The organism is Streptomyces nidicola, assembly GCF_050106155.1.
In the GTDB taxonomy this organism is placed as follows: Bacteria; Actinomycetota; Actinomycetes; order Streptomycetales; family Streptomycetaceae; genus Streptomyces.
Genome location: NZ_JBNBPI010000001.1, coordinates 3094342 through 3108879 on the forward strand (window position 1 = coordinate 3094342; position 14538 = coordinate 3108879).

Sequence of the window (14538 nt, forward strand, 5' to 3'; positions counted from 1 at the left end):
CCGGTGGTCGGTCGGCCTGACAGTGACTATCGGTCCCCGAAGACCGTGCGGTGCCAGTCCTTGCGCACCACCGCGGTGTTGTCGAACATGACGTGCTTGATCTGCGTGTACTCGTCGAAGGAGTAGGCGGACATGTCCTTGCCGTAGCCGGACGCCTTGTAGCCGCCGTGCGGCATCTCGCTGAGGATCGGGATGTGGTCGTTGACCCACACGCAGCCCGCCTTGATCTCGCGGGTGGCACGGTTCGCGCGGAACACATTGGTGGACCAGGCGGAGGCGGCGAGCCCGTAGGGGGTGTCGTTGGCGAGCCGGATGCCCTCGTCGTCGCTGTCGAAGGGCAGCACGACCAGCACAGGGCCGAAGATCTCCGACTGCACGGCCTCGCTGTCCTGCGCGGCGTCGGCGATGAGGGTGGGCAGGTAGTACGCGCCGTCCGCGAGCTCGCCGCCGGGGGCCTCGCCACCGGTCACCACGCGCGCGTAGCCGCGCGCCCGGTCCACGAAGGCGGCGACGCGGTCCCGTTGGGCGTGCGAGATGAGCGGTCCGAGGTCGGTGCCGTCGGCGAACGGGTCGCCGAGCCTGACGGTCTCCATCAGAGCGGCCGTCTGCTCCACGAAGGCTTCGTAGAGGGGACGCTGCACGTACGCGCGCGTGGCGGCGGTGCAGTCCTGGCCGGTGTTGATGAGCGCGCCGGCGACCGCGCCGTGCACGGCGGCCTCGAGATCGGCGTCGTCGAACACGACGAACGGCGCCTTGCCGCCGAGCTCCAGGTGGATCCGCTTCACGGTGGCCGTGGCGATCTCGGCGACCCGCTTGCCGACGCCCGTGGAGCCGGTGAAGGAGGTCATGGCGACGTCCGGGTGACCGACGAGGTGCTCGCCGGCGTCGCGGCCCGCGCCGCTGATGACGTTGACGACGCCGTCCGGGAGGCCCGCCTCGGTGGCGGCCTGCGCGAAGAGGAGCGAGGTGAACGGGGTGAGCTCGGCGGGCTTGAGGACGATCGTGTTGCCCGCGGCGATCGCCGGAAGGACCTTCCAGGCGGCCATCTGCAGCGGGTAGTTCCACGGCGCGATGGAGCCGACGACACCGATGGGCTCGCGGCGTACGTACGAGGTGTGGTCGCCGCTGTACTCGCCCGCGGACTGGCCCTGGAGGTGCCGGGCGGCGCCGGCGAAGAAGGCGGCGTTGTCGATCGATCCGGGCACGTCGAACTCGCGGCTCAGCTTGAGCGGCTTGCCGCACTGCAACGACTCGAGGCGCGCGAACTCCTCCGCCTTCTCGTCGAGCACGGCGGCGAACCGGTGCATGGCGTCGGACCGCTCGCCGGGCGTGGCCCCCGCCCAGCCGGGGAAGGCCGCGCGGGCGGCGGCGACGGCGGCGTCCACGTCGGCGGTGCCCGCCAGTTCGTACGTGTAGACCTCCGCGCCCGTGGCCGGGTCGACGACGGCGTGGGTGCGGCCGGACGTGCCCTTGACGAGGCGGCCCGCGACGAAGTTCGCGCCGTCCGCGAAGAGTTCCTGCGCCAGTGCGGCCACGTTCTCGGCCGAGGCGGGGTGATCCGAGGTGGGGTGGTGCATGAGTGCTCGCTCTCGCTTCTCCTGCGTCGGCCCTCGTCCCGAGGGCGCCGACGTAGCTCCAGCCGTAGCTCCAGCTCGATGTGAGTGACGATCCTGGCAGAGGACCACAGTGCCAACAAGTGATTCCGTTGTTGCCTTTTGGTTACGCGACGGAATCTGTCGACCGGGTGTCGAGTCCGCCTGCAAAACGCAGGACGGAATGTCAGTGGTGCGTGCCAGACTCGCGTGTATGGAGATCGACAGCAGGGAATCGCTGGTCAAAGCTCTGGCGGCGGGGACAAGCGTGAAGTACCTGCACTTCTGGGGGCACACACCGCGTAAGGACGGTTCGATCGGGGCGGGTTGCCTCAGCCAGTGGTGGCCCTCGCCGTTCACGGTGGCGGGCGTGGAGTACGCGACGGCGGAGCACTGGATGATGGCTCAGAAGGCGCGCCTGTTCGGGGACCCGGAGGCGGAGCGCCGCGCGATCGCCGCCGGGCATCCGGCGGAGGCCAAGAAGGCGGGGCGCCTGGTGCGCGGCTTCGACGGCGAGGTGTGGGAGCGGGAGCGCTTCGGCGTGGTCGTCGAGGGCAGCGTTCACAAGTTCGCGGCGGATCCGGGGCTGCGGGAATTCCTCGTGAGCACGGGCGAGCGGGTGCTGGTGGAGGCGAGTCCGATGGATCAGGTGTGGGGCATCGGGCTGGCGGCGGACGACGCGGGGGCGGCGGATCCGGAGGCGTGGCGGGGGCTGAATCTGCTGGGGTTCGCGCTGATGGCGGCGAGAGAGCGGCTGCGCTGATCCGGGGGCGGCCCCGGGGGGCTCGTCCCGGAAACCGGCCCCGGGGGCTCAGGCCAGGACGGCGATCGCGATCCCGACCGCCGACAGCAGCCCGCCGACGCCGCAGATGAGCCCGCCCAGCGCCTGCCCGCCGTTGGTCGCGGCCCCGCGCCCGGCCCGCCGTCTGCCGACCACGCCGAAGATCACCGCCAGCACGCCCGTCACGATCGCGACCGGCCACACCACGAAGCCGACCGCGGTGACGACGCCGAGCACCAGGGCCGCGACACCGGGCCCGTTGCGGGGCGGCACGGACCCCGGGAGCCCGTGGCCGTACGCGTACCAGTACGCCTGGTACGGGAACGGCGTCGGGCCCTCGGGACCGACGGGCGGTGGCGGGACGGGCTCGTCCGGCGCCGCGTACGGGTTGGCGTATCCGTACGAGGAGGGCGCCGGCGGCGTGCGCCACGGGTCGTACTCGCTCATCCGCCCATGCTAGGGACCCGCGTCGTGGCGCGGATCTCCCCGCATACGATGACGAGGACCCCGATCAGCCGATCACCCAAGTTCCTGGGGAGGAAACCGTGAGCCAGAGCCCGAGTGACAGCCGGAGCCAGTCCCTGCAAGCCTTCATCACCGGACTGCCGAAGGCGGAACTGCACGTCCACCACGTGGGCTCCGCCTCCCCCAGGATCGTCTCGGAGCTGGCCGCCCGGCACCCCGACTCAAAGGTTCCGGCCGACCCCGAGGCGCTGGCGAAGTTCTTCACGTTCACGGACTTCGCGCACTTCATCCAGGTGTACCTGTCGGTGGTCGACCTGATCCGCACGCCGGAGGACGTCCGCCTCCTCACGTACGAGATCGCCCGCGACATGGCCCGGCAGAACGTGCGGTACGCGGAGCTCACCCTCACCCCCTTCTCCTCCACGCGCCGCGGCATCGACGCCCGCGGCTTCATGGAGGCGATCGAGGACGCGCGCAAGTCGGCGGAGGCCGAGTTCGGCACGGTGCTGCGCTGGTGCTTCGACATCCCCGGCGAGGCGGGCCTGGAGTCGGCGGAGGAGACGGCGCGGCTCGCCACGGACGACGCGCTGCGGCCGGAGGGCCTGGTGTCGTTCGGGCTCGGCGGGCCCGAAGTCGGCGTGCCGCGACCGCAGTTCAAGCCCTACTTCGACCGGGCGCGCGCGGCGGGCCTGCGCTCGGTGCCGCACGCGGGCGAGACGACGGGCCCCGAGACGGTATGGGACGCACTCACGTACCTGGGCGCCGAACGCATCGGACACGGCACGTCGTCGGCCCAGGACCCGAAGCTCCTCGCGCACCTCGCCGAGCACGGCATCCCGCTGGAGGTGTGCCCGACGTCGAACATCGCGACGCGCGCGGTCCGCACCCTCGACGAGCACCCGCTCAAGCAGTTCGTGGACGCGGGCGTGACGGTCACCATCAACTCGGACGACCCGCCGATGTTCTCCACGGACCTCAACACCGAGTACGCGGTGGCGGCCCGCCTCCTCGACCTCGACGAGCGAGGAGTGGCGGAGCTCGCCAAGAACGCGGTGCGGGAGTCATTCCTCGACGAGGCGGGCAAGGCCCGCATCATCACGGAAATCGACACCTACACGGAGAACTGGCCAAATTGAGCCCCGCCGGCGTTTGAGGCGCGGGGTCCGGGGCGGAGCCCCGCGGCCGATCGCCGGGTGACGCCCACCCACTCCCGCTCAAGGCCACAATGGTGGCCATGCGCACCGTGACTGCCGTGGCCCACCGAGGCGACCCCTACCGCGTCCGCGAGAACACCCTCCCCTCCCTGCGCTCCGCGCTGGAACGGGGAGCGGACGCGGTGGAGATCGACGTACGACTGACGCGGGACGCCGTCCCGGTCCTGCTCCACGACTCCACGCTGGAGCGCCTGTGGGGCCACGAGCGCCCGCTGTCCGCGCTCTCCTCCGACGAGGTGCGCGGCCTGACGAAGGACGGCGTGCCCACGCTGGCGGACGCCCTGGAGGCGTGCCGGGACGCCCGCGTCATGATCGACCTGCCGGGCGCGGACGCGCGTTCGGTCCGGGCGATCGTCGCCGCCGTCCGCGACTGCGGCGCGGAGGACCGGGTCTACTACTGCGCGGGCGCCCAGACGATGCTCAAGGTGCGCGCCGCCTCGCCCTCCGCCGAGATCGCACTCACCTGGACCTCACTGGCCCCACCCCGCCCGGCCCTCCTCGCGGCCCTCACGCCCCGCTGGCTCAACTACCGCTTCCCGCTGGTGACCCGGGACCTGGCGGCCCGCGTCCACCACGACGGCTACCTGCTGTCGGCGTGGACCCCGGACACGAGGCGCTCGATGCGCCGCCTGCTCGACATCGGCGTGGACTCCATCACGACGAACCGCGTCGACGTCCTGACGTCGCTGCGCGGCGAGGCCTGACGACCCGGCGTGCCACCCCGTGCGACACGGCCGTCGCCGCGGCCGCCCAGGCGACCCCGGCGGCGACGTCCCGGGCGCGGCCCGGCCGCAGCACCCCGGCCTTCTTCAGCCGCCCCCGCGCCCACAGGGCGAACGGCACGACGAGCACCGGCGAGGTCGCGACGCCCGGGGTGTAACCGCGTACGGCGACGGCCTGGCCGATGTGCAGCAGGCCGTGCGCGCCGAACCCGTTCAGCATGGCCTGGTACGTGGCGCTGCGGCCGCCGCTCGCCCAGCCTGCGACGGCCCCCGCGCCGACGATCCCGGCCATGACACCGACGGCGGCCGTGAACTCCCGCTCGTCGACACCCTCCATGCCCCGCCACACCCGCTCGGGCACCCCCGGCCACCGCTCGCGCAGCCGCGGCACGCTCTCCCGGATCCAGCGCGGAGCGGTGAGCACCTCTTCGGTGTCGTGCAGCGCCCAGGCGGCGAAGAGCCCCAGGGTCACCGCGGCCCCGACGTGCGACTGGTGATCAGCGGTCATGGCCACAGCTTATGACTGCCTCAACTCGCCGCTGTGGAGGCTTCGTTGTGGCACGCGTCGCGTCTCACAGCCCCGCGATCCTGTTCCACCGCTTCGAGAACTCGGTACGCTCCGCCGGCTTGATGTCACGGGCGATCGCGAGCCGGGAGCGCATCCGGTCGTCGGGGAAGATCAGCGGGTCCTCGGCGAGTTCGGCGGTCTCCTTGTCCTTGGACGAGGCGAGAACGTCGCGGGCCGCCGGGACCGGGCAGACGTAGTTGACCCACGCGGCCAGCTCCGCCGCGACCTCCGGTCGGTAGTAGTAGTCGATCAGGCGCTCGGCGTTGGCCTTGTGGTCGGCGAGGTTGGGGATCATCAGGGACTCGGCCCAGAGCTCGGCGCCCTCCTCGGGCACCACGAACTCGATGTTCGGGTTGTCGGCCTGGAGCTGGATGATGTCGCCGCTGTACGCCTGGCAGGCGAGGACGTCGCCGCTGGAGAGGTCCTTGATGTAGTCGTTGCCGGTGAAGCGGCGGATGTGCTTCGCCTTCACGAGCTTCTCGACCTGGTCGCAGACCTTGTCGAAGTCGGCGCCGGTCCACTTGGCGATGTCGACGCCGTTGCCCTGCATGAGGAGGGCGAAGGACTCGTCGAGGCCGGAGAGGAGGGTGACGCGCCCCTTCAGGTCGTCCGCCCAGAGGTCCGAGACGTGCTTGATCTCGCGGCCCAGCCTGCGCCTGTCGTACGCGATGCCGGTGATGCCGGACTGCCACGGCACGGTGAACTTGCGGCCCGGGTCGAAGGCCGGCGAACGCAGCAGCGGGTCGAGGTACTTGGTGACGTGCGGCTGCCGGGCCCGGTCCATCTCCTGGACCCAGCCGAGGCGCACGAAACGCGAGCACATCCAGTCGGAGATGACGATGAGGTCGCGGTCGGTCTTCTGGTGGTTCATCAGCGACGGGCTGATCTTGCCGAAGAACTCGTCGTTGTCGTTGATCTCTTCGGTGTACTTGACCTGGATCCCGGTCCGCTTCTCGAACGCGTCGAGGGTGGGCCGCTTCGACGGGTTGTCGTCGTCGACGTCGATGTAGAGCGGCCAGTTGGCCCAGGTGAGCCGCTTCTCGTCGGCGGACAGATCGTGGCCCGCCCGCTCCCCCGGCGAGACGTACGCGGCGGGCACGCCGCAGCCGGTGGCGAGGCCGCCGACCGCCGCGGCCGCGGCACCACCGCCCAGGGCGCGCAGCAGGGAACGACGGTTGACCTGGTGGGTTATCGGGTTCGCTCGCACGAACCCAGCCTCCCGCCCGGGGACTTGGCCCCACAATGGACGCTGCGTCGAGCGCCGGAGGCCGGGGCCGACACCTTGTCGATCCGCGCGCACCCGATCACGCGCACCGGGCACGCGCACCCGTCCCCGCTCACCCGACCGCGTCCGCGACGGCCCGCAGATACCGCCCGGTCACCCACTTCTGCACGCCCCTCGCCACCGGCCCGCCGAGCCGCGCGTACCACCGCCCCGGCCGCGAGAACGCCCGGATCCGGAACCACACGGCCCCGTCCGCCGCCCACTCGACGAGGAACGCCTCCTCGCCGCACTCCGGATGCCCCGGCAGCGTCCCGTAGGCGAACCCGATCCGTTCCGGAGCGCGCACGACCCGTACGACCCGGCAGGGAATCCGCAGGAACGGCGCCCGCAGCACCACGTCCGCGCCCTCCCCGACCTCGCCGCCCGGTGTCACCCGGAGCCCGGCCCCGCGCTGCGCGCGCCACGCGAGGACCGCCGCGCCGGCCCGCTCGAAGCACTCCTGCCCCGAGCCGATCCGGACACGGCGGTCCAAGTGGGCGTACCCCGGCGGCAGTTCACCGTCCGCCAGGGTCGCGCCGATCTCCGTATAGGTGAGACTCACGCAGGTGGGACTCACGCGTCCAGCGACGTCATCACGTGCTTGATGCGCGTGTAGTCGTCGAAGCCGTACGCCGACAGGTCCTTGCCGTAGCCCGACTTCTTGAAGCCGCCGTGCGGCATCTCGGCGACGAGCGGGATGTGGGTGTTGATCCACACGCAGCCGAAGTCGAGGACCTTGGACATCCGCATCGCGCGGCCGTGGTCCTTCGTCCAGACCGAGGAGGCCAGCGCGTACTCGACGCCGTTGGCGTAGGACACCGCCTGATCCTCGTCCGTGAAGGACTGGACGGTGATGACCGGGCCGAAGACCTCGTTCTGGATGATCTCGTCGTCCTGCTTGAGGCCCGAGACGACGGTCGGGGCGTAGAAGTAGCCCTGCTCGCCGACCCGGTGGCCACCGGCCTCGACCTTGGCGTGCGCCGGGAGCCGCTCGATGAAGCCGGTGACCTGCTTCAGCTGGTTGGCGTTGTTCAGCGGGCCGTAGAGGACGTCCTCGTCGTCGGCCGCGCCGGTCTTCGTCTCGGCGGCGATCTTGGCGAGCGCGGTGACGAACTCGTCGTGCACCGACTCGTGGACGAGCACGCGGGTGGCGGCGGTGCAGTCCTGGCCCGCGTTGAAGTAACCGGCCTCGGCGATGCCCTCGGCGGCCTTCTGGAGGTCGGCGTCCTCGAAGACGACGACCGGGGCCTTGCCGCCGAGCTCCAGGTGGACCCGCTTGAGGTCCTTCGCGGCGGACTCGGCGACCTGCATGCCGGCGCGCACGGAGCCGGTGATGGAGGCCATCGCCGGGGTCTTGTGCTCGACCATGAGGCGGCCGGTGTCGCGGTCGCCGCACACCACGTTGAAGACGCCCTTGGGCACGATCGAGCCGATGATCTCGGCCATCAGGGCCGTGGAGGCCGGGGTGGTGTCGGACGGCTTGAGGACGACCGTGTTGCCCGCGGCGAGCGCCGGGGCGAACTTCCACACGCCCATCATCATCGGGTAGTTCCACGGCGCGACCTGCGCGCAGACGCCGATCGGCTCGCGGCGCACGAAGGACGTCAGGCCCTCCATGTACTCACCGCCGGAGCGGCCCTCGAGCATGCGCGCGGCGCCCGCGAAGAAGCGGATCTGGTCGAGCATCATCGGGATCTCTTCGCTGCGGGTGAGCCCGAGCGGCTTCCCACAGTTCTCCGACTCGACGGCGATGAGCTCCTCGGCGCGCTCCTCGAACGCGTCCGCGATCTTCAGGAGGTACTTCTGCCGCTCCCCCGGGACCAGGTCGCGCCAGGCCGGGAACGCGGCCTCGGCGGCGGCCATCGCGGCGTCGACGTCGGCCTGCCCGGACAGCGGCGCGGTCGCGTACGCCTCGCCCGTGGCGGGGTTGACCACCTCGGTGGTCCGTCCGTCGGCGGCGTCCTTGAACTCACCGTCGATGTAGTTACGCAGACGACGCAGCTCACTGGTGCTCACTGCCGGCCTCCTGACTGTTCGCTGTCCAAAGATTGAGACGCCCACCCTAGACGGTGGACGGACGTTTTCGACACCCCCCACCCCTGTTGAACTACGGAATTCGTGAGCTTGAACCTCGTAGACAACGAATTTCATCGATCCGGGCTTGCGAAACAGATGAGTCCTCGTGCACAGTGAGGCCGTGGCCAGTCGTAGCGCAGACCCCAAGGGACCCAGTTCGAGGAACGGCAGCAATCCGCCGCTCGACTCCGTCTCCCTCGCCATCATCGAACAGCTCCAAGAAGACGGCAGGCGTCCGTACGCCGCCATCGGAAAGGCCGTGGGCCTGTCCGAGGCGGCAGTGCGCCAGCGCGTCCAGAAGCTGCTCGATCAGGGCGTGATGCAGATCGTCGCCGTCACCGACCCGCTCACCGTGGGCTTCAGGCGGCAGGCGATGGTCGGCATCAACGTCGAGGGCGACCTGGATCCCGTGGCGGACGCGCTCACCGACATGCCGGAGTGCGAGTACGTCGTGATGACCGCGGGCTCGTTCGACCTGATGGTGGAGATCGTCTGCGAGGACGACGACCACCTTCTGGAGGTCATCAACCGACGCATCCGGGCCCTCCCCGGAGTGCGCTCCACCGAGAGCTTCGTTTACCTGAAGCTCAAGAAGCAGACCTATATGTGGGGAACCCGATAGCCGTGAGCAAGGACCTCAGCCGAACCGCGTACGACCACCTGTGGATGCACTTCACCCGCATGTCGTCGTACGAGAACGCGCCCGTTCCCACCATCGTGCGTGGCGAGGGCACCTACATCTACGACGACAAGGGCCAGAAGTACCTGGACGGCCTCTCCGGCCTGTTCGTGGTCCAGGCAGGTCACGGTCGACAGGAGCTCGCCGAGGTCGCCGCCAAGCAGGCGGCCGAGCTGGCGTTCTTCCCGATCTGGTCGTACGCCCACCCCAAGGCCGTGGAGCTGGCCGAGCGCCTCGCCCACTACGCGCCGGGCGACCTCAACAAGGTCTTCTTCACCACCGGTGGCGGCGAGGCCGTCGAGACCGCGTGGAAGCTGGCGAAGCAGTACCACAAGCTCAACGGCAACCACACGAAGTACAAGGTCATCTCGCGCGCGGTCGCCTACCACGGCACCCCGCAGGGCGCCCTGTCCATCACGGGTCTGCCGGCCCTCAAGGCCCCCTTCGAGCCGCTCGTCCCGGGCGCGCACAAGGTGCCGAACACGAACATCTACCGCGCCCCGATCCACGGCGACGACCCGGAGGCCTTCGGCCGCTGGGCCGCCGACCAGATCGAGCAGGAGATCCTGTTCGAGGGCCCGGAGACGGTCGCGGCCGTCTTCCTGGAGCCGGTGCAGAACGCCGGTGGCTGCTTCCCGCCGCCGCCCGGCTACTTCCAGCGCGTGCGCGAGATCTGCGACAAGTACGACGTGCTGCTCGTCTCCGACGAGGTCATCTGCGCCTTCGGCCGCCTCGGCACGATGTTCGCCTGTGACAAGTTCGGCTACATCCCGGACATCATCACCTGCGCCAAGGGCATGACGTCCGGCTACTCCCCGATCGGTGCGGCCATCGTCTCCGACCGGATCGCCGAGCCGTTCTACAAGGGCGACAACACGTTCCTGCACGGCTACACGTTCGGTGGCCACCCGGTCTCCGCCGCCGTGGGTCTCGCGAACCTGGACATCTTCGAGCGCGAGGGCCTCAACCAGCACGTGCTGGACAACGAGGCGAACTTCCTCAACACGCTGCAGAAGCTGAACGACCTGCCGATCGTCGGCGACGTCCGCGGCAACGGCTTCTTCTACGGCATCGAGCTCGTGAAGGACAAGGCCACCAAGGAGACCTTCACGGACGAGGAGTCCGAGCGGATCCTGTACGGCTACGTCTCGAAGAAGCTCTTCGAGTACGGCCTGTACTGCCGCGCCGACGACCGTGGCGACCCGGTCATCCAGCTCTCCCCGCCGCTGGTCTCCGACCAGTCCACCTTCGACGAGATCGAGGGGATCATCCGCCAGGTGCTCACGGAGGCCTGGACGAAGATCTGACCGGATCCGGACCAGCTCCGATCCACGGTCTGAGCCAGGGCGGCCACGGAACGCCAACTGGCTTGATACGCGGCCCGGTTGCACCCATCCGAGTGAGATGGGAGCGGCCGGGCCGCGTCTTTTCTCCGGCCCCCGCCCGTGCGTACCTACCGTGCCCAGTGACCGATCGGCCGCGCCTTCGTTCCCCCGTACGAGCGAAGGCAACTGATCTGAACCGAGGTGTACGCGATGGTGGCCCCGCCGGACAACGACGTGCTGTGGGCGCGTGCCCTGCACTTTGCGCACAGCGGATCGGACAGCGGATCCCCCGCGCTCACCGGTGTCTCGCTCGGTGTCCGCGAGGGCGAGATCCTCGCCGTCACCGGCCCGCGCGGCAGCGGGAAGACGACGCTGCTGCGCTGCCTCTCCGGTCAGCTCCTGCCGCAGCAGGGCGAGGTGTGGTTCAACAGCACGCCCGTGCACACGATGGGTCCGCTGGTCCGCGAACGGCTGCGCCGCGACCGGTTCGGCTGGATCGACCCCGAGCCGGTCCTCGTGCCCGAGCTGAACGTGTGGGAGAACGCCGCCCTGCCGCTGATGCTGCGCGGCACCCCCCGGCGCCCCGCCAAGACCGCCGCCCACGAGTGGCTCGACCGGCTCGACGTCGGCCGCCTCGCCCGCAAGCGCCCGCACGCCCTGTCCGTCGCCGAGCGCCAGCGCGTCGCCATCGCCCGCGCCCTCGCGCACGCCCCGCACGTGGTGTTCGCCGACGAGCCGACCGCGACCCTGCACCGCGCCGACAGCGCCCACATCATGCGCACCCTCACCGCCGCGGCCCGCTCGCACGACATCACGGTCGTCCTCGCCACCCACGACTCCGCGGTGGGCGCGCTCGCCGACCGCACGGAGTCGCTGCTCGACGGGCGCCGCGTGCACACCGTGCCGCTGCCCGAGAAGGCCCCCGAAGGGGAAGGCCGCGCCGCGTGCTCGCTCTCCGTCTAGCGCGCGGCGCGCACCCCCTGGTCCAGCTGCGCAGGCTCCTGGTCGCCGCCGCATCGGCCGGCACCGGCTTTCTGCTCCTGTGCACGCTCGGCCACGCGCTCGGGCACCCGGACGCCGCGGCCAACTCCCTGCTGCGCCTCGCCTGGTGCGCGCTGCCGATCGCCGCGACGGTGTACTTCGCGGTCGCCGTGGCGCGCTCCGACCCCGGTACGCAGCCGCGCGCGGGGCTGAACGCCGTGGGCCTCGGCCCGGCCCGCCTCACCCTGCTCGCCGCGATCTCCACGGCGATCGCCTGCACGCTCGGCTCGATGCTGGCGCTGCTGTTCTTCCTTCACCTGCGGGGCGATCTCTCGGGCCTCCCGTTCGACGGCGCGGCCAGCGGACTGCTCGCCGCCGACCGGCCCCTGCCACTCGCCGCCACGCTCACCCTGCTGACCTGGGTGCCGCTCGCGGCGTCCGCGGCGAGCGCCCTCGCGCTGCGCCCGCAGCTCGCCCGGCCCGTCAGGGACACCGAGGAACCCCAGGAGCCCGCGGCCGCTCCGACCGGACTGCCGTGGGGCTTCGCGCTGCTCGCCGCGGGCCTCGCCGTGGAGACGTACGCGGCGAGCGCGCGCGGCGCCGCGGGCTCCCGGCTGCCCGGCGGCCTCACCGGCAGCCCCACGGGCGTGCTCGCCGGGTGGACGCTGACCGCGCTCGGCCTGGCGCTCGCCGGTCCCGGGCTCACGTATCTGTGCGGGCGCGCGCTGCAGTCCGTACGCCCCTCGGCGGTGCGGCTGCTCGCGGGCCGGGTGCTCCAGGAGGAGGCGCGGCGCGTCGGCCGGCCGCTCGGCGTCGTCTGCGCGGTGGCGTCGGGGGCGTTCGCGGCGGCGACCGTGTACGGCGAGCGCGAGGGTGCGGCGGCGGGCGTCGGGCCGCTGGCGACGCTCGGCGCGGTGCTGGTCGTCGGCTGCGCCGTGGCGACGCTGGTCACCGCGTCCTTCGAGGCCCGCCAGGCGCGGCGGCACACGACGCAGGCGCTGCTTCGGATCGGGGCGCCCGCGACCGCGCTGCGCGGGGCGGTGGCGCTCAGGGCCTGCGCCCTGCTGGTCGTGTTCGGGCCGCTGACCTGGCTCGTCGCGGAACTTTCGGCAGCACCGCTGACGGCTCGATGAGTTTTGGCGACACTGGCCGTCTACCTGTTCGTACGCACCACACCACTTCACTTCTCCGAGAAGGCGACGGACACATCATGAGCGAGTACCAGCAGATGATCTTCGTGAACCTGGCCGTGAACGACGTGGCGGCGTCCACCAAGTTCTTCACGGAGCTGGGGTACGAGCGCAACGCCCAGTTCTCGGACGACTCCACCAGCTCCATCGTGATCAGCGAGCACATCGTGGTCATGCTGCTCACCAGGGAGAAGTACGCGGGCTTCACCAAGAAGACGATCATCGACTCGACGAGCAACAGCGAGGTGCTCCTCGCGCTGAGCGCCGAGAGCCGCGAGAAGGTCGACGAGCTCGTGGACCGGGCGATCGCCGCGGGCGGCACCGAGACCGGCGAGAAGCAGGACCACGGCTTCATGTACGGCCGGGCCTTCGACGACCTCGACGGGCACACCTTCGAGGTCATGTGGATGGACCCGTCGGTCGTCGAGGGCTGACCAACGCCCGGGCGCCCGCCCGTGTTTAGCATGGGCGGGTGCCGACTCCAGAGCATTCCCCCGAACCGTCCGTGCCTGCCACCACCTCCGACCGCGAGATCGAGACGCTCGCGGAGTTCGACGAGGTGGTGGCCGCGCGCGACTCGCTGGCCGGGCACCGCGTACAGGCCGTCGACCTGACGGACCGTACGTCGCGGCTCCTCGCCACCGATGTCGCGGGCGCCATATTCCTCGGCTGCCCGATGGACGAGCGGGCCGCGGCCGAGGTCAGGGCGCGCGGCGCGCTGGTCTTCCCGCCTGTCCCCGGCCTCCCCTTCGCCCCGTACCGCGGTCGCCTCTACGCCCCCGCCGAGCTCTTCGAGGGCCTTACCTCCGAGGGCGGTTACGCGGCCACTCCCGACGCCCGCGCGTACGAATGGTTCCAGCGCACCAAGGCCGACGGCGACGTGTTCGCGTCGATGCTGCGCGCCGTGCACGACGACTCGGTGTCCGACGCGCTCGACGAACTCCTCGTCGGGGCGCGGGTGGTGGGCGTCATGGGCGGTCACGCGATGGCGCGCGGCACGGAGGCGTACGCGGGCGCCGCCCGGCTCGGCCGGACGCTGGCCCGCGCGGGCCTCACGGTGGCGACGGGCGGCGGTCCCGGCGCGATGGAGGCCGCGAACCTGGGCGCGTACGCGGCGCCGTTCGCCGACGCGATGCTCGACGACGCGCTCCAACTCCTCGCCAAGTCACCGTCGTTCACCCCGTCGATCACCGACTGGGCGGACGCGGCCTTCGCCGTACGGGAGCGCTGGCCGGGCGGCGGCCCCTCCGTGGGCATCCCCACGTGGTTCTACGGGCACGAGCCGCCGAACGCGTTCGCGGAGCACATCGCCAAGTACTTCGCCAACGCCACCCGCGAGGACGGCCTGTTGGCGCGCTCCAACGCGGGCGTGATCTTCCTGCCGGGCGCGGCGGGCACGGTGCAGGAGATCTTCGACAACGCGACGCCCAACTACTACGAGTCGCGCGGCGAACCGACCCCGATGGTCCTGGTCGACCGCGCCCACTGGACCGAACGGCTTCCCACCTGGCCGCTGTTGCAGGCGCTCGCCCGCGAGCGGTCCATGGAGGACCGCATCGCACTGGTGGACACGGCCGACGAGGCGGGCGAGACGATCGAACGCCTCGGCCGGAACGCAGGGTCAAGCGCGGGTCAAGAGTGACAGGTGATGACCCCAGGGCATTGACGCTGCGTCACGGTC

15 protein-coding genes are annotated in these 14538 nt (G+C 71.1%); 9 read left to right on the plus strand and 6 right to left on the minus strand.

The genetic code is table 11. The features are described from left to right. Positions 1-26: 26 nt before the first annotated feature. Positions 27-1577, minus strand: coding sequence for a gamma-aminobutyraldehyde dehydrogenase (locus ACOKM3_RS13885; protein WP_426900361.1), 1551 nt, complete (start codon positions 1575-1577; stop codon positions 27-29). Positions 1578-1776: 199 nt separating this feature from the next. Here ACOKM3_RS13885 and ACOKM3_RS13890 point away from each other — a divergent pair, with 199 nt between their 5' ends. Then, positions 1777-2355, plus strand: coding sequence for an NADAR family protein (locus ACOKM3_RS13890; RefSeq protein ID WP_426900363.1), 579 nt, complete (start codon positions 1777-1779; stop codon positions 2353-2355). A gap of 48 nt (positions 2356-2403) precedes the next feature. Here the strand turns inward: ACOKM3_RS13890 and ACOKM3_RS13895 are convergent, their stop codons facing one another. Next, positions 2404-2820 (minus strand): DUF4190 domain-containing protein, encoded by a 417-nt coding sequence (locus ACOKM3_RS13895; RefSeq protein WP_426900365.1) that lies wholly within the window; start codon positions 2818-2820, stop codon positions 2404-2406. 98 nt (positions 2821-2918) lie between these two features. Here ACOKM3_RS13895 and ACOKM3_RS13900 point away from each other — a divergent pair, with 98 nt between their 5' ends. Then, positions 2919-3974 (plus strand): adenosine deaminase, encoded by a 1056-nt coding sequence (locus tag ACOKM3_RS13900; RefSeq protein ID WP_426900367.1) that lies wholly within the window; start codon positions 2919-2921, stop codon positions 3972-3974. A gap of 98 nt (positions 3975-4072) precedes the next feature. After that, entirely contained in the window at positions 4073-4756 is a 684-nt protein-coding gene (locus tag ACOKM3_RS13905) for a glycerophosphodiester phosphodiesterase (RefSeq protein WP_426900369.1), read from the plus strand. Here the strand turns inward: ACOKM3_RS13905 and ACOKM3_RS13910 are convergent. The 4 genes from ACOKM3_RS13910 to ACOKM3_RS13925 form a co-directional block, all read right to left on the minus strand. Beyond that, on the minus strand, positions 4707-5282 hold the full coding sequence (locus ACOKM3_RS13910) for an HXXEE domain-containing protein (protein WP_426900370.1): 576 nt from the start codon (positions 5280-5282) through the stop codon (positions 4707-4709). The two genes, ACOKM3_RS13905 and ACOKM3_RS13910, sit on opposite strands and share 50 nt — an antisense overlap. Before the next feature lie 64 nt (positions 5283-5346). After that, on the minus strand, positions 5347-6549 hold the full coding sequence (locus tag ACOKM3_RS13915; protein ID WP_426900372.1) for a polyamine ABC transporter substrate-binding protein: 1203 nt from the start codon (positions 6547-6549) through the stop codon (positions 5347-5349). A 130-nt stretch (positions 6550-6679) separates the two neighbouring features. Further along, positions 6680-7168 carry a DUF1990 family protein gene (locus tag ACOKM3_RS13920; RefSeq protein WP_426900374.1) on the minus strand — a complete coding sequence of 163 codons (489 nt, stop codon included), beginning with the start codon at positions 7166-7168 and terminating at the stop codon, positions 6680-6682. Positions 7169-7179: 11 nt separating this feature from the next. After that, entirely contained in the window at positions 7180-8622 is a 1443-nt protein-coding gene (locus ACOKM3_RS13925) for a gamma-aminobutyraldehyde dehydrogenase (protein WP_426900375.1), read from the minus strand. A 166-nt stretch (positions 8623-8788) separates the two neighbouring features. Here ACOKM3_RS13925 and ACOKM3_RS13930 point away from each other — a divergent pair, with 166 nt between their 5' ends. The 6 genes from ACOKM3_RS13930 (at position 8789) to ACOKM3_RS13955 (ending at position 14499) form a co-directional block, all read left to right on the plus strand. After that, entirely contained in the window at positions 8789-9304 is a 516-nt protein-coding gene (locus ACOKM3_RS13930; protein ID WP_266714722.1) for an Lrp/AsnC family transcriptional regulator, read from the plus strand. Further along, complete coding sequence (locus ACOKM3_RS13935; RefSeq protein WP_426900377.1) at positions 9289-10668, plus strand: aspartate aminotransferase family protein; 1380 nt, start codon at positions 9289-9291, stop codon at positions 10666-10668. The genes ACOKM3_RS13930 and ACOKM3_RS13935 overlap by 16 nt, the downstream gene beginning before the upstream one ends. A 228-nt stretch (positions 10669-10896) precedes the next feature. Then, entirely contained in the window at positions 10897-11649 is a 753-nt protein-coding gene (locus tag ACOKM3_RS13940) for an ABC transporter ATP-binding protein (protein WP_426900379.1), read from the plus strand. Beyond that, positions 11631-12800 (plus strand): hypothetical protein, encoded by a 1170-nt coding sequence (locus ACOKM3_RS13945; RefSeq protein ID WP_426900381.1) that lies wholly within the window; start codon positions 11631-11633, stop codon positions 12798-12800. The genes ACOKM3_RS13940 and ACOKM3_RS13945 overlap by 19 nt, the downstream gene beginning before the upstream one ends. 77 nt (positions 12801-12877) lie before the next feature. Continuing rightward, a complete protein-coding gene (locus ACOKM3_RS13950) occupies positions 12878-13291 on the plus strand; it encodes a VOC family protein (RefSeq protein WP_426900383.1) in 414 nt (137 codons plus the stop codon). 38 nt (positions 13292-13329) lie between these two features. Continuing rightward, positions 13330-14499, plus strand: coding sequence for an LOG family protein (locus tag ACOKM3_RS13955; RefSeq protein WP_426900385.1), 1170 nt, complete (start codon positions 13330-13332; stop codon positions 14497-14499). The last annotated feature ends 39 nt before the right edge of the window (positions 14500-14538 follow it).

Bases quoted from the DNA above. Each gene is read 5' to 3' on its own strand.
- ACOKM3_RS13890 (WP_426900363.1), top strand. From the start codon at position 1,777: ATGTCAGTGGTGCGTGCCAGACTCGCGTGTATGGAGATCGACAGCAGG.
- ACOKM3_RS13895 (WP_426900365.1), bottom strand. From the start codon at position 2,820: ATGAGCGAGTACGACCCGTGGCGCACGCCGCCGGCGCCCTCCTCGTAC.
- ACOKM3_RS13885 (WP_426900361.1), bottom strand. From the start codon at position 1,577: ATGCACCACCCCACCTCGGATCACCCCGCCTCGGCCGAGAACGTGGCC.
- ACOKM3_RS13910 (WP_426900370.1), bottom strand. From the start codon at position 5,282: ATGACCGCTGATCACCAGTCGCACGTCGGGGCCGCGGTGACCCTGGGG.
- ACOKM3_RS13905 (WP_426900369.1), top strand. From the start codon at position 4,073: ATGCGCACCGTGACTGCCGTGGCCCACCGAGGCGACCCCTACCGCGTC.
- ACOKM3_RS13950 (WP_426900383.1), top strand. From the start codon at position 12,878: ATGAGCGAGTACCAGCAGATGATCTTCGTGAACCTGGCCGTGAACGAC.
- ACOKM3_RS13940 (WP_426900379.1), top strand. From the start codon at position 10,897: ATGGTGGCCCCGCCGGACAACGACGTGCTGTGGGCGCGTGCCCTGCAC.